Source organism: Xylanivirga thermophila (assembly GCF_004138105.1).
Taxonomy (GTDB): domain Bacteria; phylum Bacillota; class Clostridia; order Caldicoprobacterales; family Xylanivirgaceae; genus Xylanivirga; species Xylanivirga thermophila.
Genome location: NZ_RXHQ01000002.1, coordinates 155272 through 180346 on the forward strand (window position 1 = coordinate 155272; position 25075 = coordinate 180346).

The window sequence follows — 25075 nt, forward strand, 5'->3', positions numbered from 1 at the left end:
GTACCCCTCCTTCCATTATATACTATGTTTTATTTTTCCTTTGTGTTAATCAATATTCTATTCCTATTATGGGAGTACCTAACCATATATATGTACTATTATCATATTCACTGTATCGAAGGGCAACGTTTAAATTTACACGTCCATTTTTTGTAATCAAGCCTTCATCAATATATGGGGAATATCCACACTTACTTATAATCCCATACCCACTCATGCCCTCTACTCTATAGGCATCCATAACATCAAATATTTGGTTTATTATACGCCGCTTTTTATAATAATTCAACTTATCTGGGAATTTACCTGTTAACGTAACAAATACATGAGGTGCTGTCTTTAAACATGAGAAATATTGGGTTATATTCCCTTTTATACTGTTTGCCTCTGTGATACCATGCTGGTAATCTATATGTATATTTATGTATATGGAGTCTTTTATAATATCATCATTGTAAAGCGGTGCACTAAACAATAGCTTCAAATTGCCATCTTTATGATCTTTTCCATCTATCTTTATGTCTATCCTATCAAGCTGCCTATCAATGCCAAAATTAAAGTCATCACAAATGCCAAAAAAATACGCTGCTTCTCTAGCCATGGATTCCATTTCATGAATGGTTATATGTTTGCAGTTTTCAACAATAGTCCAGCCTGAAACGCTACACCCCGCTGGAATACATCCACTGTCTAAAAAAGCCCTGTAATACATCTCATCTCTATCAATCATATATGCTTGTCCAATACTACCCTGTGCATTTATATTGAAAAGAAACAGTATGACTAAAAATACAGTAATACATATATAAATCCTGCGCATACAATCTCCCCCTAATTTTTGGCTATAAATTCATTGTTCCCACATGTGGAAGATTGTATACGCACGATCATATTGTACTTTTTTTATGCATCCCTCTCATTAACCATATCCTTAACCTTCATAAGACGTGTTCTGCTGCCACGTTCATTTTCATCCAGCTTCATAGTAATATATCTGATAGTTTCCTGCATCTGTGGTATCATTACGTACTCCAGTGCATTAACCCTGCGCCTGGTCTTCTCTATTTCATCAGCCAACATCTGGCACGTCTTTTCCTTCTCTGCCAGCTCCAACATACGAGGCAGTATACCAGATAGGGTTACTATGGCATCATCCAACTCCGCCGATGTACTTGCAAAACTGTAGGGATATGGGGATATATCCTCCTGCTTTTTTTCCTCATATTCTATACTTGGTACATCTACGCTCATTATATTTTTTTTGGCTGCCTTAATTTCCACCTGCCTGGTGGGATACATTATAGCCTCTTCGAGCATCTCAGGGGACATTATTGCACGTGCCATTACAAAATTCTTTTGGGCAGCTATTAAATCACGCTCAACCGATTCTCTAAGTTCCTTATTTTCCTTTACAAGATCTATAAATTGCCTCATCATTTCATCCCGCTTATCCTTTAGAAGCTTATGACCTCTAACGGCCACCTGCAGCCTTTTTTTGAGTCTGCTAAGCTCCATACGGGTGGGATTTACATTCATGATAGCCATTTTTTATTCATCCCCTTTTTGAGGAAGATACTTGTCTATATATTCATCCCTTATCCTCTTAAGCTCAGACTTGGGTAATATGGACAATAGCTCCCATCCAAGGTTTAATGTCTCTTCTATAGTCCTGTTTGTGGTAAATCCTTGGGATACATACCTCTTTTCAAATTCATCTGCAAATTTTGCATATAGCTTATCTGCATCACTAAGGGCAGCTTCACCTAATATAACAGCCAACTCCTTTGCCTCCTTGCCCCTTGCATAAGCGGCAAAAAGCTGGTTCATAGTATCTGCATGATCTTCCCTTGTCTTCCCTTCACCTATACCCTTATCCTTCAAACGGGACAGTGATGGAAGTACATCAATCGGCGGCATAATACCTTTTCTATAAAGCTCCCGGCTGAGTATTATCTGCCCTTCTGTTATATAACCTGTGAGATCAGGTATAGGATGGGTCTTATCATCCTCTGGCATCGTAAGGATAGGTATCTGGGTTATTGAACCCTTTTTGCCCCTTATCCTACCTGCACGTTCGTACATAGTAGCAAGATCAGTATACAAATATCCAGGGTATCCCCTACGTCCAGGTACTTCCTTACGTGCTGCTGATACCTCCCTAAGGGCTTCTGCATAGTTTGTAATATCTGTCAATATAACAAGTACATGCATGCCTTCATCAAAAGCCAGATATTCTGCTGCAGTAAGGGCCATACGAGGAGTTGCAATACGCTCTATGGCAGGATCATTTGCAAGATTCATAAATAATACTGCCCTCTCTATAGCTCCCGTCTTTTTAAAATCTGAAATAAAAAAGTCGGCTTCCTCAAAGGTAATACCTATGGCTCCAAACACAACAGCGAAATTCTCACCGGATCCTAAAACCTTTGCTTGACGGGCTATCTGAGCTGCAAGTTGCGCATGGGGTAAGCCCGAACCGGAGAACACAGGTAGTTTCTGTCCTCTAACCAGCGTGTTTAATCCATCTATTGCCGATATACCTGTCTGTATAAACTCTGAAGGATAATTTCTGGCAGATGGATTTATAGGCTGACCGCTTATATCCATCTTCTTCTCAGCAATTATCTTTGGACCTCCATCCCTGGGCTGACCCATACCATCGAATACACGACCTAGCATATCTTTGGAAACTGCAAGCTCTATGCCCTTGCCTAAAAATCTTGCCTTACTTGTGGATATCTGCAAACCTTGGGAACCCTCAAACAGCTGCACCAATGCCTTATCTCCATTTATCTCCAATACCCTGCCTCGACGTATCTCTCCATTTGCCTGCTCTATCTCCACTAGCTCATCAAACTTTACACCGGATACACCTTCCACCAGCATCAAGGGGCCTACTACTTCTCTTATATTCCTATATTCCTTAAGCATACCTTATACCCCCTTCTGGCACCAATGCCTCCATTTGCTCATTCATTTCATCCATAATAGCATCTATTTCTGCTATTCTATCCTCAGGTATATATTTTGCCCGACCTATACGTTCCCGTACAGGCAGGTTTATTATCTCGCTAAACTCTGCACCAGCCTCTAATGTCCTGTTTGCTGCATGATGAAACTCCAGTATAAGCTTTAGCATCTTATACTGTTTTTTCATGGAAGTATAGGTGTCTACATCATGGAATGCATTTTGATGGAGATAGTCTTCCCTTATGGATCTAGCTGTCTCCAAAGTCAGTCTATCTTTTAATGAAAGGGCATCTACACCAACAAGCCTTACTATCTCTTCCAATTCAGATTCGGTCTGTAAAATACTCATGGCTTCAATGCGCATATCATCCCAATCTCCAGCTACATGCTCTTCCATCCATTCACCCAATCTATCTACATAAAGGGAATAACTTACCAACCAGTTTATGGCAGGAAAATGTCTTCTATAGGCTAGCTGAGCATCCAAACCCCAGAACACCTTTACAATACGAAGGGTTGCCTGTGTAACTGGCTCTGATAAGTCACCACCTGGTGGTGATACTGCACCTATTGCACTTATGGCCCCTTCCCGGTTCTCCTGCCCAAGGCACATTACTCTGCCAGCTCTCTCGTAGAATTCAGCCAAACGGGAACTTAGATATGCAGGATAACCTTCCTCACCAGGCATCTCTTCAAGCCTACCTGACATCTCACGAAGCGCCTCGGCCCAACGGGATGTAGAGTCTGCCATAATGGCTACCTTATATCCCATATCTCTAAAATATTCAGCTATAGTTATACCGGTATATATGGAAGCTTCACGTGCTGCAACAGGCATGTCGGAAGTGTTCGCAATAAGAACGGTACGCTTCATAAGAGGCTCACCGCTCTTTGGATCCTTTAGTTGTGGGAACTCCATAAGAACATCCGTCATCTCATTGCCACGTTCTCCACACCCTACATAGACTATCAAATCAGCATCAGCCCATTTAGCCAACTGATGCTGCACTACGGTTTTACCACTGCCAAATGGTCCAGGTACAGCGGCCACGCCGCCTTTGGCTACTGGAAAAAATGTATCTATTACCCTTTGTCCAGTTAGCATAGGCACATTTGGCGGGAGCTTCTCCTTATATCGACGTCCTATTCGAACAGGGGTACGTTGAAGCATACATACATCCACCGCTTCACCAGATTTTTTCTTCACCTTGGCAATAGGATCTACAATAGTAGCCTCCCCTTTGTGTATCCATTCTATCGTACCCTCCACACCCTGTGGAATCATTATCCTATGTTCTATTATGGAAGTTTCCTGCACAGTACCTATTATATCGCCGGTAGTTACAAAATCGCCCTCATTTACAGTAGGCACAAAATCCCATTTCTTATCATGATCAAGGGCCGGAACATCTATACCCCTAGCAATCCTATCCCCTACCTGGTCACGAATAACATTAAGAGGCCTTTGAATCCCGTCAAATATGGATTCTATAAGACCTGGTGCTAACTCAACGCTAAGGGGATAACCTGTAGTTACAACCGGCTCTCCCGGTCCTATACCTGCAGTCTCCTCATATACCTGTATAGAGGCCTTATCACCTCTAAGTTCTATTATCTCACCTATCAGCTTTTTATCGCTGACACGTACAACATCATACATCTTTGCATCTTGCATACCTTCTGCAATTACAAGTGGTCCTGAAACTTTTACAATTCTACCTTGCATCGACTATCTACCCTCTCTCTCTTGAAACAGAATATCGGCACCAATAGCCTTTTCTACACTGTCCTTTACACCCTGAATACCCAGTCCCAAACTTCCTTGATTACCAGGAATGAGTATTATAGCAGGAAAGGGTACAGTCTTATACCTATCTATGGTTTCCTCTATGTCCTTTGCAATAGACTCAGTAACAAAGATTACAGCATAATCACCCTTTGCTAACCTATTTATAAGGAGACTAGCCTCTTTAGGCTGCGTTACGGGAAATACTGCAATTCCAAGGGATTTAAACGCCAATACCGAGTCCTTATCTCCAACTACACCTATTTTATGCATAAGTATCACGTAACCTTTCCGAGATTTTGTCTGCCGGAATATTATTTATCTTGCCTACCATGATGATACGTATAAGATCTATCTCATTTTGCTTTGCTAATATATACGCTACAATAGGAGCTATACCAAACGATTCCCACTTTTTTGCCTTTATATAATCCATAAGGTAGTCATCAGCGAGCCTTTCATACAGCGTCAAACTACCCTGTTTTGCAAACTGCTGCACCCCTAGAATTATTACCCTTTCATACTCGGAATTCTTTAGCTCATTCATCAGCCATTCGGAAGGTTGATCAAGGGCCTGAACAAAAAAATCTTCATTTAGAATTCCTCCGGGCAGGAGCAGGTGTCTTAAAAACTCTGCACCATTACCTATTCGCTTTACCCTAAGCAATGTCTTTATATTTACCAGATCTACTTTTTTTTCAAAATATCCTTTTACAAACTCATCTTTTTGATCGCGGCAGATGCAAAAAATATGTTCATACATGGCCTTGTCCAATACTACATCTATCTTTTGCGGGTCTACCTTTGTACTTAGCATGTTTTCTAATATTTCCAGCGCACCAGCAATATAATCGGGCAAATCCCTATAATCATTATCATCTATTGCCTTTTTTATATTGTCTATCGGTACAGTAGATACACCCATTAAGGGCTCAGGATTTTCCATCTTTAAATATTTAGACTTTAATATAACCTTCACGTTGTGTATATCCTGATTTATAAAAAACAATTGGGTTAAATCAGGATTTGGAGAAATAGACTGCATAAGGTCATATACGCCCTTTAATTCACGAGATAGCATATCTTCATACTCATATGGAGTCTTAAGCTCGGATACGGCTATGGCATAATCGGTCTCAGATAATATTTTAAGCACATCCTGTGGGCTATTTGCGTCTACCATGCGGTCTATCCTGTCCTTGCCAAGCAATTTTGGTTCTAATGCCCTTATACGTCCAACGGCATAGTTATACGTTGTAGCTGCCATATCCTATCACTCCTCACTGAATAAAAGTGCTGCCACCTCAGGTTCTATCTCATCCCTAACCATGCGAAGTATGGATTCAAAAGAGTTGTTTATTTCCATACCATTAAATTTTATTATAAATCCCGTCTTGAATTCACCGCTGTCAGACGATAACTTAAGTTCGCCTTTTTTACCTGCAGCCCTTAACTGCTCATTTAACCTGTTTATAAACTGCTGGTTCAATACCCTGCCGCCATTGGCGGGAGACACTATATCCTCATCGCCTTCCAAAGGATAGCTAAGCAATAGCTCAGAAATAAGCTTTTCATATTCTGCCTGTGGCATATTGGATATTTTATCGAGAACAGCAGCAAAACTTTTATCTATCATCTGTTGTTTTACAGCAAGCTCCTTTTGTTTCAATTCAAGGGTAGCTGCTGAAATCATACGTCTCTTACGCTCGTCTGCCGCTTCCCTTGCTTTAACCAACAATCTATCCTTTAATGCATGACCTTCCTTTGCTTTGTTCTTCTTTATCTCATCTGCCTTGATCTGGGCATCATCTATTATCCCTTGAGCTTCTTGCCTAGCATCTTCCAGTATACGACCAGTTATCTTTTCTATTCCATTATTCATTTAATACAACCCCTTATAGAGATATACCATTTACCATAAGGAAAGAAGCAAGCAGTGCCAATACTGCATAGGTCTCAACCATGACTGCAAATGTTATAGCTTTACCTGATTCCTCAGGTCTCTTTGCTACAAGCCCAACACCTGCTACTGCTGCTTTACCCTGAGCAATGGCAGATAAAATACCTACAATGGCTATTGGAAGTGAAGCTGCTACAAACTGCCATCCTTGTCCGGTAGTTACCTGGGTCATGCCACCGAATATATTTATTTTACCCATTATTATAAAGCCAACAAGCAACCCATATATGCCCTGAGTACCTGGAAGAGCTTCCAATATAAGTACTTTACCAAATTTATCAGGATCCTCTGATACTACTCCTGCAGCACTCTGCCCCACCATACTAACAGCTATAGCAGAGCCAATACCTGGCAATAATACTGATAATGATGCTGCCAAAATAGCTAATATTTGTCCTAATTCCATAGTTAAACAGCCTCCTCTTTGTTTATTTGAGTATATTTTGTTTTTATTGATAAGGGTTTAAAGGCATGGCCTCCACCCTCGAAAAACCTACCAAAAAATTCGATATACTGCAATCTACTGGCATGTACATATGCTCCAATAGTATTTATTGCAATATTAAACAGATGTCCTACTACAAGAATAAATACTGCTAAGATCCACCCTATTGGGGAACTGCCTAAAATAGCAGCCATCTTGTTCAAAACCATACCTATAACGCCTGTCGCAAGACCCAATGCAAAGAGTCTTGAATAGGACAATACATCGCTTAAAAAACCTGTAATATCATATAGACTCAATATACCTTTTACAAGCTTTTTGAATATATTTTTTTCTTCTCTTCCTTGGGTTAATATAAGTCCTACTGCACCTGCAATTGACATATATTTTCCAACCGTATAAGCCGTAGACTCAGTATTTGATTTATTAAGTCCAAATACTATAAGGCCTATAAGAAAGACATACCAAAATCCTTGATCGAATACGGCAGCCCATGGATGGCCGTCTCTTACATTCATATATGCCTTTATAGCCATACCTGCAAATATCTGTACAATACCCATGGCAAAACATAGTATAAGCATGCGTACAGGTTCATCTAGCGGATTAAACCACAATGGCGGAATGCCTAGCATGGTTCCCGCATCTCCGAACCAGCTACCATATAATGCACCCCATATAAAAGTAGATATGCCACCTAAAGCTATAAGCTGTCCTAATCTTTTGGAATCACCCTGCCATTTATACTTTTTGGTAAAATAAGATGCTAAAATAGCTAGAATCAAACCATAGGCAGCATCCCCTAACATCATGCCAAAGAACACAAAGTAGAATGGCGCCATATATGCATTTGGATCCAGCTCATGTGAATTTGGAGTACTATAGAGATTAGTAACAACTTCAAATGGTTGAACTATTGGCGGGTTATTTACTGCAACTGGGAACACTTCATCCTCAGCTGGATCCTCGAATTTTATATCATAATATGGTGTAATATTTGATATTTTTTTAACAAGGTGTTCCGTCTGAGACTCCGGTATCCAGCCCTTTAGCATAAACGTACTATGTGTAGTTGAAATATTATTATTTGCCCTTAGCCTATCCGCATCTATAGATACTGCATCATACATAAGTTCTATATCATTTAATGCAGTTAAAAACTCTCTAGCATCATGATCTATAGACTGCCTCTTTTTTTCTATCTGCTTTAGATCTTCCCTAAGTCTTTGTTCATTTTGACTTGGCGTACCAGTGATACCACCAAATGTAGCCTTGCTGAAACTGAATTGCTTTAATGCATCTTCCACATCCAGAGAGGCTGATTCATGATATATCATGAGATAATTTATCTGGTCTTTAGAGCTACCTACCCTCTCTAAAAAAAGCAATTCCATATTATCATTAAAATATGTCTCAAAAGACTGCACATTCCCTTTATCTACAGAACCTAGAAGGATTTTTGTCTTTTTGGTATCCTTTATATGTTCTAAGGGTATCTTTAGATTATCCCAGCTTTCAAATTGGGGTATAGCATTCACTATACGTGTTTGTTCAGTTTTTAAATTGTTAAGCTGACTATCCAAATCATGACATTTTTTGCATACATCAAATATATACTGTTTATCTGGTAAATCTTCAGTTAATTTTTCTAATGATACCTCATTGGGGACTGAAAATAGCCCCCCTTTATTGGAACCATATCTGTTTAAGAAATCTATGGCAAACTGTAGCTCAGTTAATTGTGCTTCCACCCCTTCTAACTCCTCTATTATCTGGGGGGAAACTCTAACTTCATTTTCATCCTGGTCTCCATCCAAATCGGTAATCTCTAAATTACCCATCCGTTGGATGACTTTCAATATCTGATCCCGTTCTGAATTAAGACCCAATAATGAAACCCTTTTCATCTTAACTATTGCCATTGGAATTCACAATCCTTCCCATAATGAAGTCAACAGCCTGCCCGATATGCTCCTGTGCAGCCTTCTCTATCTCCTGACACTTCTTGTCAGTCTGGGAAGATAGCTTTGATATCTCTGCCTCTGCCCCTTTTTCAGCCGCATCAATTAACCTATTTTTTTCGTCTTCCGCTTCTTTTTGAGAGCGTTTTAAAACCTCTGCTCCCTCATCCTCTGCCTGCCTAATAATATCTTTTGCCTTTTGTAAAGCGTCAAGTCGAATTTTCTCTGCATCGGCTTCTGCCTGATGTATCATATTTAAAACATCCATAGACAAAGCACTCACCACCTTTTTATTACTTGGTGCCAAAAAGTCTATCACCTGCATCTCCTAAACCAGGAACTATATACCCATCTTCATTTAATTTTTCATCTAGAGCGGCAACAAATATATCCACATCCGGATGGTCTTCTTGAAGTCGTGAAACTCCTTCCGGTGCAGCTATAAGACACACAAATTTTATGCTCTTTGCTCCCCGCTGTTTTAAGAATGTAATAGCTGCGCTAGCAGAACCACCGGTAGCTAGCATTGGATCTATAATTATAAAATCCCTTTCTTCAACATCAGAAGGTAGCTTGCAATAGTATTCCACTGGCTCTAGGGTTTCAGGATCCCTATATAGTCCTATATGCCCCACCTTCGCTGCTGGTATAAGCTTTAACATACCATCTACCATACCCAAACCTGCTCGAAGTATAGGTACAAGCCCTACTTTTTTGCCTGATATTACCTTGGTCTTTGCCTTACCCATTGGAGTATCAATTTCTACCTCTTTTAACTGGATATCACGGGTAACTTCATATCCCATTAATAGAGCTACCTCTTCCACCAGTTCCCTAAACTCTTTAGAACCAGTATTTTTATCCCGTATAAGTGTTAATTTGTGCTGTATTAGCGGATGATCCATTACATGAACTTTTGACATTTTAAACAATCACCTCAACATATTGGTATTAATATTCGTACATACATTTCTATATATTATACAATAATTTTGCAGCAGCTGTCTAGCAAAGTTCGCCATCAATTTGACAAATTTAACTTTTTAATTACCTTTTTCAATGCTTCTCCAATATCCCATGCACATCTTCTATATGTTTCCACGTCTTGACCAAATGGATCTAATATATCAGGATCTTCATATCCGGCAAACTCTTTAAGGGTATACACTTTTTCCATTGCAGATGGCTCCATAATCTTTATAAGCATCTTTTGATCATTTGTCATGGTAAGGATCAAGTTGGCATTTTGAACAAGCTCAGGAGTCAATCTACATGCCCTGTGCCCTGTAAGGTCAAGGTCCAACTCATTCATCACCTCTATCGCCTGTAAAGTGGCCCTATCTCCTTCTGTAGCATATATACCTGCAGAACCTGCCATTATATCATTTATTTGAGCTTCTTTTAGATATTGTTTAAACATTACCTCTGCCATACTGCTCCTGCATGTGTTCCCTGTACATACAAAAAGTATTTTACGCAAAAGGCTACCTCCTAAAAATAATATCTATATATTTATTACATGAAAACCTGCAGCCCTGAGCATTCGATTCATTATGGCCAACCCTTCGTCTTTTGTCCCTACACCTTCGGCCAGTATAATATCTACACCTAAATCATCAAATTGCCGCAAATCTGCAAAAAGCTTGGATGCTATGGTAGATAACCGGCTACGTGTTCCCATAATAAGCACTGAAGCCTTAATATCTTCATATAGGGTATAAGTCTCCTCCGTAGCTAGGATCCCCACCTTTTTCCCCTGTGATATATATTGCATAGCTAATGCTTTAATATGTTTTGCTATGGCATCCGGATTTCCCTGCACTATTGTAACAGGAGCCTTTGGTGCATAATGGGTGTATTTCATGCCCGGAGATTTTACCCGTTCGCCTTTGAGGGGAGGTGTAAGCACCCTTTTATCAACCTGTACCTCTCCTAGTACCGTTTCCAACATTTCCTGCGTTATTCCACCTGGCCGTAGTATTGTAGGTATATTGGACGTCAAATCTAATACGGTAGATTCCAATCCTACGCTACATTCACCGCCGTCTATTATAAATGGTATACGTCCCTGCATATCCTCCATAACATGCTGAGCAGTAGTAGGACTAGGACGTCCTGAACGGTTTGCGCTAGGTGCTGCAATAGGCACACCGCATTCCTTGATAAAGGCCCTTGCTACTTCATTTCTAGGCATCCTTATGCCCACTGTATCCAGCCCTGCAGTTACTTCATCGGGTATTATACTAGATTTTTCCAATATAATAGTAATGGGCCCCGGCCAAAAAGCCTCCATTAATTTTAAGGCCTTTGGTGGAACCCCATTCACCAATTGATATATTTCGTTTATCGAAGCAATATGGACAATAAGAGGGTTGTCAGAAGGTCTTCCCTTTGCATAGAAGATCTTTCGTACCGTCTCTCCATCAAGGGCATTTGCACCAAGTCCATATACCGTTTCCGTCGGAAATGCTACTACCTCACCTTGTCTTATATATTGGGCCGCTTTTTTTATAACGGCATAATCATTATCTAGTTCATTAATCTTCTGTATTAAAGTTTGCAAATTCATTACTCCTTTTACATCATAGATGAAATTACAATTCCTAGTATGACTCCAAATAACAGTCCTAGGCTCGATATCCGTCCTTTATATAATTCTACAGATTCCGGTATAAGCTCTGCACATGTTATATACAACATGGCACCTCCCGCAAAAGCAAGACATATACTTATAAACATGGGAGAGATACCACCTAGTAAATATCCTATAAAAGCACCTAAGCCAGTAGGTACCCCTGATAAGAGTGTAAGCATAAAAACCTTTAATTTATCCATCCCTCCCGCCCTTAACGGGGTAGCCATAGCTACTCCCTCTGGTATATCATGAAGGGCAATCACAAGACTGAGACCTAAACCATAGGATTCATAGGCAGTAAATCCAGAACCTATAGCGAGACCTTCAGGTAAGTTATGTAGCGCAATACCTACGGTTAATAGGATACCCGTTTTCAAAAGTTCATTTTTCCCTTTTGATTCCATATCACGATATATTAAATGTTCACAAAAAATTATAACAGCTACACCTAATATAATACCCATAATACCGCAAGCGAAACTACCAATTTCAAAAGATTTAGGCAATAGATCAAAACACACCACCGCAATCATAAGTCCACTTGAAAAACTGAGAAGGGTACTTAAAAGGCGTTTGCTGGGGGTATCAAGAAAAAACGCTATCATTCCGCCCAAACCTGTCCCTATGATACCTGCAGATGCACCTATAATGCTACTTACAAGCAATGGATTCAACCCCTACCATCTCCCCATTCTAAAATCTTATATATTGTATTCAGGAAGACATAGGAGTATGCCTTGTTATACGGGGCTTGCCATAAGCTTGAGCTTTTCAGCCTGATCTGCAGAAATAAGACTATTTATCATCTCTTCGAGGTCTCCATCTAGAAAAGATTCAAGCTGATAGATAGTAAAGCCAATTCTATGATCAGTCACTCTGCCTTGGGGAAAATTATAAGTTCTTATTCTTTCGCTACGATCTCCAGTACCTATTTGACTTTTCCTAGCTTCAGCATACTGACTGTTTTGTTCCTGCTCTGCCATATCAAGGAGCCTGGCTTTAAGTACCCTTAATGCCTTTTCCTTGTTTTTAAGCTGGGACTTTTCATCCTGACATGTAACTACCATTCCGGTAGGTATATGGGTAATTCTAACAGCAGAATCGGTGGTATTTACACTTTGTCCACCATGCCCTGAAGATCTGTATACATCTACCCTTAGATCATTGGGATTTATTTCAACATCCACATCTTCCGCTTCAGGTAGTACTGCTACAGTAGCAGTAGAAGTATGGATACGCCCACCAGATTCGGTAGTGGGAATACGCTGCACCCTATGAACTCCGCTTTCATATTTTAGTCTACTATATGCTCCTTTACCCTCTATAACAAAGATAATCTCCTTTACACCACCCATATCGGTATAATTGGAGCTTAGTATCTCTACCTTCCACCTTTGACGCTCAGCATATCTGGTATACATCCTAAAAAGGTCAGCACCAAAAAGGGCTGCCTCTTCACCACCGGCACCACTGCGTATCTCTACCACTACATTCTTTTCATCATTTGGATCTTTAGGTAGCAACAATATTTCAAGTTCTTCCTTTAATTCTTGCTGTTTCTTTTTTAATTTAGACAATTCTTGTTCTACCATATCTTTGAACTCTTTATCTGATTCTTCTAGGAGGAGCCCCTGGGTTTCTTCTATCTCCCCTGTTACGTCTTTGTATTCCCTGTATTTATTTACTATGGGCTCTAATTCTGCATTTTCCTTGACCAATTTTCTCCATTTGTCCTGCTGCCCGATAATCTCCGGATTGGATATGGCAATACTTAATTGTTCATATTGCTTTTCTATAAAGTCTAATTTATCAAACATATACTTGTATCTGCCCCCTTATTTCTCTAATAGCGCTAAAACTACCCTGTCTATACCGGACAGGTCCTTTAAAAAAGATATTCCATCATAGGACCCATTATTTTTTAATATTTCCCTTACCTTGCTACTCTGGTTATACCCTACTTCCACAGCCCATAGACCACCCTCTTTAAGAAATGGACGAGCTCCTTTTGCAAGCATACGATAAAAATTTAGGCCATCTATTCCTCCATCAAGGGCCAATTGAGGCTCATATTCACTTACCTGTTTTTCTAGTATTTTTATATCTTCCGTAGGTATATATGGCGGATTGGATACCATTACATCAAAATATCCCCCGTACCTATCCCTGTTCAGCTCTTCAAAGATATTGCTATGAATAAAATTTATTCTATCCCCTACTCCACAACTTTGGGCGTTTTGCCGTGCTATTTTAAGGGCATCTTTGCTTATATCCACAGCTGTAATATATGCATTTTTAGCATAATAGGCTATGCTAACTGCAATACATCCGCTTCCTGTGCCAATTTCCAAAATATTTATCCTATCTTTCCTTGATTGTGAATGTTTTATTATATGTTCGACGAGTACCTCTGTATCACATCTAGGAATAAGTACTGACTTATCTACATAAAACCTTAGACCCATAAATTCCTTATATCCCATTATATATTGAATAGGTTTACCTGTAGAACGGAGTTTTATAAGGCCAAAAAATCTGTCATTCTGTTCATCAGATGGTACATAATGTCTGTTTATATACAATTCATAACGCTCCCAACCTAGGATATAACTAAGTAACATCTCCGCCTCCAAGCGAGGCATCTTTATGTTATTAGCTTGGAGGATTTTCTGTGCTTGGTTCAAAAGATTTACAACAGTCACAATCTATTATATCCTCCTCCTGATCCATGGCAGCTAAAAAAGCCTGTATTGCCACTTCAAGCTGTGCATCATCCGGCTCTTTGGTAGTAAGTTTTTGTAGCATAAGACCAGGAAACATCACTATATTAACTAATTTTGACTGGCTTTTACCTGCCCATCTGATTATTTCGTAGGATAAACCTGCAACAAGGGGCATTAAAAGGATCCTAATTACTACCCGCATGGCCATGTTACCCCAGCCTAAAAATGAAAATAATATTATGCTAACCACCATTACGATAAGTAAAAAAGCCGTACCACATCTAGGATGAAGAGTAGTATATTTTCTTGCATTTTCAACCACAAGTTCTTCCCCATGCTCATAGCAATGGATGGTTTTATGCTCAGCACCATGATACTCAAAGACCCTTCTTATATCCTTTATCTGACTTATGGATATTATATATATTAAAAATATTAATAATCTTACAAGTCCTTCAGCCAGATTCATACCTACGCTGCTACTTATCCACCCCTTTAAAAAATTGGTTATAAACGTAGGTAGCACTATAAACAGCAGAGTTGCAAAAAGTATAGCCAATACTACTGATGTTGTTATCATTACATTTTCCACATTTTTGCCAAACTTGTCAGCCAAAAATTTTTCGAATTTAGACGGCTGATACTCTTCTTCCGCTTCATCACCGTATAACTCAGCTGAAGTCATAAGAGAAGATACACCCGTTACCATACTTTCAATAAAAGCTACTGCCCCCCGCACTATAGGCCAACCAAGGATTGGATATTTTTCTTTAAGGGGTTTGGAAGATTTAGCATCTATCTGGATGGTCCCATCACTACGCCTAACGGCTATAGCAATCTTATCTGGAGACTTCATCATCACACCTTCTATTACAGCCTGACCCCCTATATTACATTTTTTCATAGCTTTTCCCTTCCCTTATAGAAAAATACAGACCGGGAATATGCCCCAATCTGTATTTTGTTATTATTGCAGCAATTACTTGTCAGCTTTCTTATTTAAGCCATACCTTCTATTGAAGCGTTCTACACGGCCCCCAGTATCCACCAATTTCTGCTTACCTGTAAAAAACGGATGGCATTTTGAGCATATTTCAACCTTTAGTTCTTTCTCAGTAGAACCTGTAGTAAAGGTTTCACCGCATGCACATTTCACCACTGCATCCTTATAATATTTTGGATGTATATCTGGTCTCATAAACGTTCACCTCTTTCATTAAGCCTAACAGCATATACCCTATCTTAATCACTACTAATCTTTTATTATACTTTATTTTTATCAAAAGTCAATAAAAATTATGATTTCCATTGGGGCAATATATGGGCCTTTTGTAATGCCCTAAGGATAATAAGAACTATAGGTCCTAAGAACAACCCAACTATGCCAAATGCCTGCATGCCTATATACATTGCTATTAATGTTACCAGTGGATGCAAACCTAGATTTGTTCCCACTATTCTAGGTTCTATGCTTTGTCTTATTACTGAAATAATCAAATACAATACTAAAAATCCCGCACCTCGAAAGGCATTACCCATTAAAAAATATATAATTCCTGCAGGAATAAGTACTGTACCAGTGCCCAAAATCGGCAAAGCATCTATTACAGCAGTTAAAGCAGCAAAAGAAAATGCATATTTAACATTTAATATGGTATATCCTATTAATAGTTCTATAAACGTAATAAATATAAGGGTAAGCTGTGCCTTTATAAAACCTGCAAACGCAGATGTAAGATCGGATTTTAATGTACCCATTCTATCTGCCCATATACCGGGAAATTGATTATATAGAAATTTAGATATTTTTTCCCTGTCCCTGCTCATAAAAAAAGCAGCAACTATGGTTATTATTATAAACACAAAAATCTGTGGCAAAGATTTGGCAAAATTGAGCATATATTTGAGCAGAGTCTGCAACCATCCGCTGATCGTACCTGCTATGGTACCCAAATTATCCTGAATGGTCTTAATTATCTCCGGAGGTACATTTAAATATATATTATTTAAAGCTGATTGAATATAATCACCCATATAATGTACATCCGGCATTTCGCCAGTCAATTTTACAAGCTCCACAGTCATACGATAAAAAGCAAAGCCTATTATCCAACCTAGCAGAAATATAAATAGGATAAGCACTACACCTACAGCTAGTCCCCTTGAAATTTTCGATTTATTCTGCAAAAAGCGTACCGGTTTTTCTATCAAAGATGTTATAAGTAGAGCAATTATAAATGGTGCTACATATTTAAATAATTTAGTAAAAAATATAACAACCAGAAATAAAATTGCTGCTACCCATATACCTGTTTTTATAAGCCTTAGATGTTTTTCCGACAATACTGCCATTAAATATTTGTCCTCCTAATATTCAAATCATCTGTAGCTTGAAAAAGTGTCCCGCTCTATTTGATATCCTTCCTTATCCACTATATTAAAGTGCTCTAGCATAAGATCTATAAATTCATCATTGGAATTTGTACGCATGGCATCATTTATTATAATCTCCATAGCCCTATCAGGACGTCCTTCACTTAGATGTTTGCGTATACTCCATACACCTTCCAATTCCTTTTGAGAAAGTAACAATTCCTCCCGCCTTGTACCCGATTTGTTCAAATCTATTGCTGGGAATATTCTCTTCTCAGACAATTTTCTATCAAGGTGTATCTCCATATTGCCAGTACCTTTAAATTCCTCAAATATAACTTCATCCATTCTACTACCAGTCTCCACCAATGCAGTAGCAATAATAGTAAGGCTCCCGCCTTCTTCAATATTCCGTGCAGCACCAAAAAATCTCTTTGGTTTGTGAAGTGCACCAGGGTCAAGACCACCGGATAACGTACGACCTGTTGGTGGCACTACAAGGTTATAAGCCCTTGCCAGTCTCGTAAGACTGTCCATCAATATAACCACATCTCTACCATGCTCTACCAAGCGCTCTGCCCTCTCTAGTACCATATCAGATACCTTTATATGATGTTCCGGTAGCTCATCAAAAGTAGAATATACAACATCACCATTTATTGAACGCTGCATATCCGTTACCTCTTCCGGGCGCTCATCTATAAGAAGTACTATAAGATAAATTTCAGGATAATTTAAGGTTATGCTATTTGCAATCTTTTTAAGGAGTGTAGTTTTACCTGCTTTAGGAGGAGCAACTATAAGACCTCTTTGTCCCTTGCCTATGGGGGAAACTAAATCAATGAGCCGTACAGCAAGGTCCTTTGGATTGTTCATATTTTCCAGAGTAATACGTTCACGTGGATATATGGGGGTAAGCTCATCAAACGATCTGCGCCTATTTGCCTTTTCAGGATCTTCTCCATTTATTGCCGTAACATATAAAAGTGCCTGAAACTTTTCACCTTCTCTAGCCGGCCTAGTCTTACCTGTCACTAGATCACCAGTTTGAAGATTAAAACGACGAATCTGAGATTGGGATATATACACGTCCCTATTTCCTGGTAGATAATTATCTGAACGTAAAAATCCATATCCGTCGGGCAACACTTCTAAAACACCTTCAGCATCTCCACATTCACCGGTATTTAATAGAATAGGAACAGCTGGATTGGACGTATTATAATATTTTCTCGCATACTCAACCTGTTTTTCATAGTCATCATGTTCATTTGCATGGGCAGCTTCCCTAGCCTCTTTTCCCTTATTTTGAAAACCATTTTCATGTTTAATTTCTTCTTTTTCATTATCCTCTTGTTTATTCTGATCTGCTTGTTCCTCGAACTGTTGCTTACCAGATTGTATATCTATTACAGTTTGCTCTTCAGATATAGCTGAATCTTCTCTGTTCTTCCGGGGTCTACCTCGCCTCGTATGTGGCTTTTCTTCCAATGGCTGTTCAATATTTGTACCTTCATCGGTCTTTGACACTAACCTTGGCCGTCCCCTCTTTCTAGATTTTTGAGCCTCACTTTGCTTTGATTCTTCAGTAAGCGTTGCCTCTTTTGTATTGCTTTCTATATCCGTCTTTTCCCCTTCTGGCTGCATCTGATCTTTTGCCATCTCACTTAATCGCTCTTCAATAGCCGTAATAAGATCTGCTTTTTTGTATCTAGTAACTGCTTTTACACCAATCTGTTTACCAAATTCCCTAAGGTCTAATATGGTGTTATTCTCTAAACGACTTAGATCCAACATCATTCCTCACTTTCCATATAATATTTTATTATTTGCTAAATATAGGCATATTAAAATTTAATCTAATGATTTACTATAGAATTGGCAATGCTATAAAAAACCATAACAATAGTATTGCCAGAAACATATAATGTATACAACTATACAGTTCTTTGAAAATCCAACAAAGAATTGGAATACCATTAAAGATAGTGGCAGACATAAAGGTAAAATATTATACTGTACACACCTTATTATAATATTATATGCCCAAAATCGTCAATATTAAATGCTCAAAAATATACACAAAAAATTTCAATGATTTTCAGTCCTTTTTACTATGTCTCATGCATATAAGCCATTTTTTATAAAAATATTCAATATTCATTCAGCCAGTATAATTATTTTAACCCTTTTAGCAATACTATAAACATAAATATATGGAATAAAACATTTTCACATATTCAACATACATAAAATATGATAAAATACTAATAGTTTTAATGTCTTAGCTATGAAAGGAGATTTTTATGAACGAAAAAATAAAGTTGGCTGTACTTTTCGGTGGGCAATCTGGAGAACATGAAGTATCCTTAGTCTCAGCCACATCGATTATAAAGAATATTGACTGTCAAAAATACGATATGTATCTTATAGGAATAACCAAAGACGGCAAATGGCTCCTATTTGAAGGTGATATAGATAAGATTGCAACGGGCAAATGGGAACAAGAAGCCCAGCCTATAGTCTTCCCCGGAGATCCATCGTTCGGTGGATTTTTCTTAATAAGCAATCCTAACAGAATCCATCATGTAGATGTTGTTTTTCCAGTAATGCATGGTCCCCATGGAGAAGATGGTACTATTCAGGGCCTTTTAGAGCTAGCAAACATACCATATGTAGGATGTGATGTGGTAGCATCTGCTGCAGGCATGGATAAGGCTATATCAAAATATATATTTGAAAGTAAAAATCTACCCCAAGCCAAATACATGATAATACTTAAAAGGGATTTTGAAAATAATAAAAACGATATATTGACTGAAATAGAAAAGGTGTTCCCATATCCGGTATTTGTAAAGCCAGCAAATATGGGTTCTAGCGTAGGTATTTCAAAGGCATATGATAGGGATAGCTTAAAAAAGGCTATATGTCTAGCTTCAAAATATGATAGAAAAATAATAATAGAAGAATTCATAAATGGGCATGAGATAGAATGTGCTGTACTTGGAAACAATAATCCTCAGGTATCGGTACCCGGTAGAATAGTACCTTCTAATGATTTTTATGACTATACTGCAAAATACAATGACGAAGGTAAATCAAGGCTTATAATCCCCGCCGATATAGACAAAGACACTGTAAATGAAATACACAATATAGCTATAAAAGCCTATAAAGCACTAGACTGTAGTGGTTTAGCTCGTATAGATTTTTTTGTACACAAAGAAACAAACAAGGTATATCTAAATGAAGTAAACACCATGCCAGGTTTTACGAATATAAGTATGTATCCAAAGCTATTCCAAGAGAGCGGTATACCCTATGAAAAGCTAATAGATAATCTCATAGACCTAGCAATAGATCGTTTTAAAGAAAAGCACAATATAGAATAATATATAATATTGTTGAAAGGGGCTTTTATATAATGGACAACAGGGCTATCGGCGTTTTTGATTCAGGATTGGGCGGGCTTACAGTAGTAAAGGAACTTATGAAACAACTCCCAAATGAGAGCATTGTATATTTTGGTGATACTGCACGTATACCATATGGCACCCGTTCACCTCAGATGGTGGCAAAATACTCCGCCCAATGCATCCGTTTTTTGATGAGGCACAATATAAAAATGATTATTATTGCTTGTAATACGGTAAGTTCATGCTGCCTAGATACTTTACAAAATCTATTTGATCTTCCCATAATAGGGGTAATATCACCTGGAGCCAAAGCTGCAGTTAAAACTACAAAAAATGGCAGGGTAGGAGTTATAGGTACCCGTGGTACCATAAACAGCGGGGCATATGAAAAGGAAATAAATAAATTGAATAAGGATATAAATGTAATAAGTACGGCTTGTTCCCTGTTTGTGCCTATAGTCGAGGAAGGCTGGTTCAACACCGATGTGGCTTACTTGACAGCAAAACGATATCTAGATATCATGAAGAAAGAAGACATAGATACATTGGTATTAGGTTGTACCCACTATCCACTGCTGACAGATACAATTACAAAAGTTATGGGTCCAAATACCATATTGGTAAATCCGGCTGAAGGTACTGCAGCTCAGGTAAAAGAGATACTATCAAATAATGATATGTTAAGGGATAAATTTGTGGGACATGCAGAGTATAAATACTATGTAAGCGACTTTGGGCAAAAATTCAAACAAATCGGCAGCCGCTTTTTAAACTATGACATAGAATATGCTGAAAAAATAGACATTGAAATGTATTAGACCGGTTTAAGGGGGAAATTTTGTGGATAAAAGGGTAATACTATCCATAAAGGGAAATCAGACAAGCTTTGATGGGCAAAATAATTCCATAGAGCTTATAACTGAAGGAAGATTGTATACAAAAGAAAATAAATATTATATAGAATATGAAGAAAGTGAAATATCTGGTATAGAAGGAACTAAAACCAGTTTTATAGTAGAGGATAATAAAATCCTTATAGAACGGGCTGGTAACCATGAAACCAAATTTGTATTCCAAACTGGCAGGAAATCAATAAACTGCTATCAAACTCCATTTGGATATATGGAGCTTGGCATATACTCATCCAAAGTAGATTGGGATATAGATGACAAACATGGAAAATTGGACATACATTATCAATTGGACTTTGGATGGCAATACGCAAGTTTCAACAGCCTTCTTATATCATATGATGAAGCCAATTGAAACTTTATGGTTACACTTACCAGGACAATGAAAATAGTATAAATCGTAAAAGAAACTGGCTTCAAATATAAAAAGAGTTTCAAACCATCATATAAAACTATTGGTTGAAAATTATCGATAAAAATGGCACTTGACAATATCATTCATTAGATTATAAAATTAATGTCATGTAGAATTTTGTTGAAAAGTTTCGGAGGAAAATATGGCTACTAAATACATTTTTGTAACGGGAGGAGTAGTTTCCTCTCTTGGCAAGGGAATAACTGCGGCATCATTAGGACGGCTATTAAAGAACAGGGGGTTGAAGGTTTCTATCCAAAAATTCGACCCCTATATTAATGTAGATCCTGGCACCATGAGCCCATATCAACATGGAGAGGTATTTGTCACAGAAGATGGGGCAGAAACAGACCTAGATCTCGGGCATTATGAGCGCTTCATAGACACCAATTTAAGCAAAAGTAGCAATGTAACAGCTGGCAGAATTTATTGGTCGGTAATAAATAAAGAGCGCCAGGGAGATTATCTAGGTGGAACGGTTCAAGTAATACCCCATATAACGAATGAGATAAAACACAAGATATACAAGGTGGCAGAAGAATCCAATCCTGATGTGGTTATTACTGAAATAGGTGGTACGGTAGGCGATATTGAAAGTTTACCCTTTATGGAGGCCATTCGTCAAATTAGAAGTGAAATGGGTGCAGAAAACTGTATGTATATACATGTCACACTGGTACCCTATCTCCATAAGGCGGGAGAACTTAAAACCAAACCTACCCAGCATAGCGTCAAAGAATTGCGCAGTATAGGCATACAACCTGATGTTATAGTGTGTCGTTCCGAGATGCCACTTACAGATGAACTTAAAGAGAAAATTGGACTGTTCTGCAGTCTAGATGCAGAACATGTGGTACAAAATGTAGATGCGGATAATCTATATGAAGTGCCACTTCTTATGGAAAAAGAAGGTTTAGACGATTTGGTAGTAAGACGTCTAAAATTGTGCGATGGCAAGGCTGCTGATATGACGGCCTGGCGCGCAATGGTGGAAAAGATGAAAAAGTTAAATGGTACTGTTACCATAGCGCTTGTGGGAAAATATATAGAACTTCATGATGCATATATCAGTATAGTAGAAGCCTTATCCCATGGTGGTTTGGAACATAATGTAGATGTCAAGATTAAATGGATACATGCAGAGGAAGTAGAAGATACTAATGTAAAAACACTATTAGAGGATGTAGACGGAATATTAGTCCCTGGTGGCTTTGGCGACAGGGGAATAGAAGGAAAGATATGCGCCATAAGATATGCAAGGGAAAACAAGATACCATATTTCGGAATTTGCTTGGGTATGCAAACAGCTGTCATAGAATTTGCAAGGAATGTAGCAGGTTTAAAGGATGCCAACAGCACCGAATTCGACCCCGATACAGAATATCCCGTAATAGATATAATGCAATCTCAAAAGGATGTGGAAGAAAAGGGAGGTACTATGCGACTAGGGGCATATCCTTGCCATATAAAGGATAATACTCTAGCCAAGGCTGCATATAATGAAGACATCATAAACGAAAGGCACAGGCATAGGTATGAGTTTAACAACAATTTTAGTGATGTATTATCTAATAATGGTTTGATAATATCAGGTATGTCTCCTGATAATAAATTGGTTGAAATGGTGGAATTAAAAGATCATCCATGGTTTGTTGGAGTACAATTTCATCCAGAGTTTAAATCAAGGCCAAATCGTCCCCATCCCCTATTTAGGGATTTTATAGGTGCAGCAGTTGAGTATCAAAAAAATAAATAATATTAATCTTATTTATTTCGATTATGAAAGGCCGGGAACGAGGTGAATATTCACCTCGTTCCCGGCCTTTGGTATTTTCCTGGCTATTTAGTTTGACCATTTACACTGCGTTCAGCAATTTCTATAGCTTTTGTTACAATATTACCACAATCTCTTGAACTGACATTGCCCCAACCCTGTGTCTTTACGATGTCATATACACCTAATTCCTTTGCTATTTCCTCTTTAAGTTGATCTGACATCCTACTTCTACCGTTTCTAGCCATTTAAATACCTCCTTTTCTAACAATCCAGCTTAAATAATATTAGCCGAATTGTTAGTCTTAGTTTGTCCCCTTTTTTACACTGTATGTTATAAAGTTTTTGGTTATATCACCAATTGTCCACTATTTGTGTCTATAATTTTTAATATATCTGCCTCTTCTCCAGTATTTGCATCTATATATATAATAAAGTTATCATCTCCATATTTACCTTTAAATTCGTAGCATAATCTTTCACCTTTTGATATGGTAGGTATAATAGCCAGCCTCTCCGATGTAATATTAAATCTTGAATTCACCAGCTCCCTTGCCTCTTTTTCTGTTAGTTTAGGCTCGCCTATCTTTCGTTCTTTATGATTTGCTATATAATTTTTTGCTTCAAATCCAAACACCTTGCCATCTTTAAGGGAAATTTTTATTTTTATAAGGTCGGGATATACTATAGTATCCCCTTGCTTGTATGCAAAATTTATGGTACATTGTCCCTGATAATGCTGTTTGTATGTTGGTACCATATTATCATATCCCTTTTCCTTCAAAAAATTGGTAGCCATATCTACTGCCTTTTCCATAGATATTTTTGTCTCTTGCTCAGGCAGATCCCCTGCAACCTCCACAACTTCCCCGCCTTTTTTACTTATAGATACCAAAAGAGGCTTGTCTGAATCCTTTGTGTCTATGTATATATTCCAACAATCTATATTACCCTTTGTGTCATTTCCTACATTAATGAATTTTGTCCTATCCTTGCCTATAAAGCGACTGGCTATATCCTGGGCCTGCTTTTCATTTATATCCTTACCCTCTAATTTTATCTTACCCTCTTGCACCGCCTCTGAAAAGGGTCCATCATATATAAGGCGAGGATAATCTATTGTCGTATGTTCAATCTTTGTAAACTGCTGGGTAATTAAATCTTGTCCCGCATTTTTAACCTTTTTATTACCTACCCGAGTTATTTCACCCCATTTTACGCCATTATTATTTACATCATTCTGCATCAACCTTAGATCATCGGTTAACTTTGCATAATTATTATGCAGCACCTGCAAGTTATCATATTCCTCTGTAGACAGAGTCTTGCCTCCCCCTACTTTTTTTACTAGATAATAACTATAATCAGCCATTTGATTGAGCATCTTAGCCGTCTTATCTAAAGATACATGGGATAGGGGCAGCTCCCCTAAATTTTTTTGAGCTGCATCGGCTTGTCTTAAAACATCGGATAATATGATCATATGTTGACTTTGATCACCACTTATCATTAATTTTGACAAAGCCGATTCTATATTACTCACATGGCCAACTAATTCATAGAAAGATTTTTGATATATATTATCCATATAGGTGCTATATTGCATGTTTTGCACATAATTATTGTAACCCCATATACCAACTCCTATAAGCGCCGCTACTAAAACAATAATCCATACCCTTCTTGCCATATCTTATTCCCTCCTA

The 25075-nt window shown here is 38.2% G+C and carries 26 protein-coding genes; 4 read left to right on the plus strand and 22 right to left on the minus strand.

Translation table 11 applies throughout. The features are described from left to right. Nucleotides 1–49 precede the first annotated feature (49 nt). The 20 genes from EJN67_RS01870 to rho all read right to left on the minus strand — a co-directional run bounded on the left by EJN67_RS01870 (nt 50) and on the right by rho (nt 18647). Entirely contained in the window at nt 50–820 is a 771-nt protein-coding gene (locus tag EJN67_RS01870) for a YwmB family TATA-box binding protein (RefSeq protein WP_129721593.1), read from the minus strand. A gap of 83 nt (nt 821–903) precedes the next feature. Further along, the gene (locus tag EJN67_RS01875) at nt 904–1545 is read right to left on the minus strand and encodes a V-type ATP synthase subunit D (RefSeq protein WP_129721594.1); all 642 of its coding nucleotides are present in this window, start codon (nt 1543–1545) and stop codon (nt 904–906) included. 3 nt (nt 1546–1548) lie between these two features. Continuing rightward, nucleotides 1549–2931, minus strand: a complete 1383-nt coding sequence (locus EJN67_RS01880) for a V-type ATP synthase subunit B (protein WP_129721595.1) — start codon at nt 2929–2931, stop codon at nt 1549–1551. Further along, a complete protein-coding gene (locus tag EJN67_RS01885; RefSeq protein ID WP_129721596.1) occupies nt 2924–4696 on the minus strand; it encodes a V-type ATP synthase subunit A in 1773 nt (590 codons plus the stop codon). The genes EJN67_RS01880 and EJN67_RS01885 overlap by 8 nt, the downstream gene beginning before the upstream one ends. A 3-nt stretch (nt 4697–4699) precedes the next feature. After that, entirely contained in the window at nt 4700–5029 is a 330-nt protein-coding gene (locus EJN67_RS01890; protein ID WP_129721597.1) for a V-type ATP synthase subunit F, read from the minus strand. Beyond that, nucleotides 5022–6023, minus strand: coding sequence for a V-type ATP synthase subunit C (locus EJN67_RS01895; RefSeq protein ID WP_129721598.1), 1002 nt, complete (start codon nt 6021–6023; stop codon nt 5022–5024). Before EJN67_RS01895 ends, EJN67_RS01890 begins: the two co-directional genes overlap by 8 nt. 6 nt (nt 6024–6029) lie before the next feature. Further along, a complete protein-coding gene (locus EJN67_RS01900; RefSeq protein ID WP_129721599.1) occupies nt 6030–6638 on the minus strand; it encodes a V-type ATP synthase subunit E in 609 nt (202 codons plus the stop codon). A 13-nt stretch (nt 6639–6651) separates the two neighbouring features. Then, the gene (locus EJN67_RS01905; protein ID WP_129721600.1) at nt 6652–7122 is read right to left on the minus strand and encodes a V-type ATP synthase subunit K; all 471 of its coding nucleotides are present in this window, start codon (nt 7120–7122) and stop codon (nt 6652–6654) included. 2 nt (nt 7123–7124) lie between these two features. After that, nucleotides 7125–9083 carry a V-type ATP synthase subunit I gene (locus EJN67_RS01910; protein ID WP_129721601.1) on the minus strand — a complete coding sequence of 653 codons (1959 nt, stop codon included), beginning with the start codon at nt 9081–9083 and terminating at the stop codon, nt 7125–7127. After that, a complete protein-coding gene (locus EJN67_RS01915; protein WP_165000681.1) occupies nt 9070–9429 on the minus strand; it encodes a hypothetical protein in 360 nt (119 codons plus the stop codon). The genes EJN67_RS01910 and EJN67_RS01915 overlap by 14 nt, the downstream gene beginning before the upstream one ends. Then, nucleotides 9416–10045 (minus strand): uracil phosphoribosyltransferase, encoded by a 630-nt coding sequence (upp, locus tag EJN67_RS01920; RefSeq protein WP_129721603.1) that lies wholly within the window; start codon nt 10043–10045, stop codon nt 9416–9418. The genes EJN67_RS01915 and upp overlap by 14 nt, the downstream gene beginning before the upstream one ends. A gap of 98 nt (nt 10046–10143) precedes the next feature. After that, a complete protein-coding gene (locus tag EJN67_RS01925; protein WP_129721604.1) occupies nt 10144–10602 on the minus strand; it encodes a low molecular weight protein arginine phosphatase in 459 nt (152 codons plus the stop codon). 24 nt (nt 10603–10626) lie between these two features. Continuing rightward, nucleotides 10627–11691 (minus strand): L-threonylcarbamoyladenylate synthase, encoded by a 1065-nt coding sequence (locus EJN67_RS01930; RefSeq protein ID WP_129721605.1) that lies wholly within the window; start codon nt 11689–11691, stop codon nt 10627–10629. A gap of 8 nt (nt 11692–11699) precedes the next feature. Next, nucleotides 11700–12431, minus strand: coding sequence for a ZIP family metal transporter (locus EJN67_RS01935; RefSeq protein ID WP_207207944.1), 732 nt, complete (start codon nt 12429–12431; stop codon nt 11700–11702). A gap of 66 nt (nt 12432–12497) precedes the next feature. Beyond that, entirely contained in the window at nt 12498–13574 is a 1077-nt protein-coding gene (gene prfA / locus EJN67_RS01940; RefSeq protein ID WP_129721606.1) for a peptide chain release factor 1, read from the minus strand. 18 nt (nt 13575–13592) lie between these two features. Continuing rightward, on the minus strand, nt 13593–14399 hold the full coding sequence (prmC, locus tag EJN67_RS01945; protein ID WP_243641205.1) for a peptide chain release factor N(5)-glutamine methyltransferase: 807 nt from the start codon (nt 14397–14399) through the stop codon (nt 13593–13595). Nucleotides 14400–14409: 10 nt separating this feature from the next. Beyond that, entirely contained in the window at nt 14410–15384 is a 975-nt protein-coding gene (locus EJN67_RS01950) for a DUF1385 domain-containing protein (protein ID WP_129721608.1), read from the minus strand. Nucleotides 15385–15459: 75 nt separating this feature from the next. Further along, complete coding sequence (gene rpmE, locus EJN67_RS01955; protein WP_129721609.1) at nt 15460–15678, minus strand: 50S ribosomal protein L31; 219 nt, start codon at nt 15676–15678, stop codon at nt 15460–15462. A gap of 98 nt (nt 15679–15776) precedes the next feature. Further along, nucleotides 15777–16832, minus strand: a complete 1056-nt coding sequence (gene ytvI, locus EJN67_RS01960) for a sporulation integral membrane protein YtvI (RefSeq protein WP_129721610.1) — start codon at nt 16830–16832, stop codon at nt 15777–15779. A 27-nt stretch (nt 16833–16859) separates the two neighbouring features. Next, the gene (gene rho / locus EJN67_RS01965; protein WP_394347502.1) at nt 16860–18647 is read right to left on the minus strand and encodes a transcription termination factor Rho; all 1788 of its coding nucleotides are present in this window, start codon (nt 18645–18647) and stop codon (nt 16860–16862) included. 512 nt (nt 18648–19159) lie between these two features. Between rho and EJN67_RS01970 the strand changes: the two genes are divergently transcribed. The 4 genes from EJN67_RS01970 to EJN67_RS01985 all read left to right on the plus strand — a co-directional run bounded on the left by EJN67_RS01970 (nt 19160) and on the right by EJN67_RS01985 (nt 23351). Beyond that, nucleotides 19160–20245: a D-alanine--D-alanine ligase family protein gene (locus tag EJN67_RS01970; protein WP_129721611.1), complete on the plus strand. Its 1086-nt coding sequence runs from the start codon at nt 19160–19162 to the stop codon at nt 20243–20245. Between the two features lie 32 nt (nt 20246–20277). Further along, complete coding sequence (gene murI / locus EJN67_RS01975; protein WP_129721612.1) at nt 20278–21087, plus strand: glutamate racemase; 810 nt, start codon at nt 20278–20280, stop codon at nt 21085–21087. A 22-nt stretch (nt 21088–21109) separates the two neighbouring features. Beyond that, complete coding sequence (locus tag EJN67_RS01980) at nt 21110–21535, plus strand: DUF1934 domain-containing protein (RefSeq protein ID WP_129721613.1); 426 nt, start codon at nt 21110–21112, stop codon at nt 21533–21535. Between the two features lie 202 nt (nt 21536–21737). Next, the gene (locus EJN67_RS01985; protein ID WP_129721614.1) at nt 21738–23351 is read left to right on the plus strand and encodes a CTP synthase; all 1614 of its coding nucleotides are present in this window, start codon (nt 21738–21740) and stop codon (nt 23349–23351) included. Nucleotides 23352–23434: 83 nt separating this feature from the next. On the opposite strand, the gene EJN67_RS01990 is transcribed toward EJN67_RS01985, so the two are convergent. Together EJN67_RS01990 and ypeB are read right to left on the minus strand one after the other, a co-directional pair. Next, nucleotides 23435–23617 (minus strand): small, acid-soluble spore protein, alpha/beta type, encoded by a 183-nt coding sequence (locus EJN67_RS01990; RefSeq protein ID WP_129721615.1) that lies wholly within the window; start codon nt 23615–23617, stop codon nt 23435–23437. A gap of 101 nt (nt 23618–23718) precedes the next feature. Further along, a complete protein-coding gene (gene ypeB, locus EJN67_RS01995) occupies nt 23719–25059 on the minus strand; it encodes a germination protein YpeB (RefSeq protein WP_129721616.1) in 1341 nt (446 codons plus the stop codon). Between the last annotated feature and the right edge of the window lie 16 nt (nt 25060–25075).

Excerpts from the sequence above, each read along its gene's own strand:
- EJN67_RS01870 (WP_129721593.1), bottom strand. The coding sequence starts at position 820 with ATGCGCAGGATTTATATATGTATTACTGTATTTTTAGTCATACTGTTT.
- EJN67_RS01895 (WP_129721598.1), bottom strand. The coding sequence starts at position 6,023 with ATGGCAGCTACAACGTATAACTATGCCGTTGGACGTATAAGGGCATTA.
- EJN67_RS01985 (WP_129721614.1), top strand. The coding sequence starts at position 21,738 with ATGGCTACTAAATACATTTTTGTAACGGGAGGAGTAGTTTCCTCTCTT.
- EJN67_RS01990 (WP_129721615.1), bottom strand. The coding sequence starts at position 23,617 with ATGGCTAGAAACGGTAGAAGTAGGATGTCAGATCAACTTAAAGAGGAA.
- EJN67_RS01875 (WP_129721594.1), bottom strand. The coding sequence starts at position 1,545 with ATGGCTATCATGAATGTAAATCCCACCCGTATGGAGCTTAGCAGACTC.
- EJN67_RS01905 (WP_129721600.1), bottom strand. The coding sequence starts at position 7,122 with ATGGAATTAGGACAAATATTAGCTATTTTGGCAGCATCATTATCAGTA.
- EJN67_RS01930 (WP_129721605.1), bottom strand. The coding sequence starts at position 11,691 with ATGAATTTGCAAACTTTAATACAGAAGATTAATGAACTAGATAATGAT.
- EJN67_RS01900 (WP_129721599.1), bottom strand. The coding sequence starts at position 6,638 with ATGAATAATGGAATAGAAAAGATAACTGGTCGTATACTGGAAGATGCT.
- EJN67_RS01910 (WP_129721601.1), bottom strand. The coding sequence starts at position 9,083 with ATGGCAATAGTTAAGATGAAAAGGGTTTCATTATTGGGTCTTAATTCA.
- EJN67_RS01880 (WP_129721595.1), bottom strand. The coding sequence starts at position 2,931 with ATGCTTAAGGAATATAGGAATATAAGAGAAGTAGTAGGCCCCTTGATG.
- EJN67_RS01890 (WP_129721597.1), bottom strand. The coding sequence starts at position 5,029 with ATGCATAAAATAGGTGTAGTTGGAGATAAGGACTCGGTATTGGCGTTT.
- EJN67_RS01970 (WP_129721611.1), top strand. The coding sequence starts at position 19,160 with ATGAACGAAAAAATAAAGTTGGCTGTACTTTTCGGTGGGCAATCTGGA.
- upp (WP_129721603.1), bottom strand. The coding sequence starts at position 10,045 with ATGTCAAAAGTTCATGTAATGGATCATCCGCTAATACAGCACAAATTA.
- rpmE (WP_129721609.1), bottom strand. The coding sequence starts at position 15,678 with ATGAGACCAGATATACATCCAAAATATTATAAGGATGCAGTGGTGAAA.
- ytvI (WP_129721610.1), bottom strand. The coding sequence starts at position 16,832 with ATGGCAGTATTGTCGGAAAAACATCTAAGGCTTATAAAAACAGGTATA.
- ypeB (WP_129721616.1), bottom strand. The coding sequence starts at position 25,059 with ATGGCAAGAAGGGTATGGATTATTGTTTTAGTAGCGGCGCTTATAGGA.
- EJN67_RS01950 (WP_129721608.1), bottom strand. The coding sequence starts at position 15,384 with ATGAAAAAATGTAATATAGGGGGTCAGGCTGTAATAGAAGGTGTGATG.
- EJN67_RS01885 (WP_129721596.1), bottom strand. The coding sequence starts at position 4,696 with ATGCAAGGTAGAATTGTAAAAGTTTCAGGACCACTTGTAATTGCAGAA.
- prfA (WP_129721606.1), bottom strand. The coding sequence starts at position 13,574 with ATGTTTGATAAATTAGACTTTATAGAAAAGCAATATGAACAATTAAGT.
- murI (WP_129721612.1), top strand. The coding sequence starts at position 20,278 with ATGGACAACAGGGCTATCGGCGTTTTTGATTCAGGATTGGGCGGGCTT.
- prmC (WP_243641205.1), bottom strand. The coding sequence starts at position 14,399 with ATGCCTCGCTTGGAGGCGGAGATGTTACTTAGTTATATCCTAGGTTGG.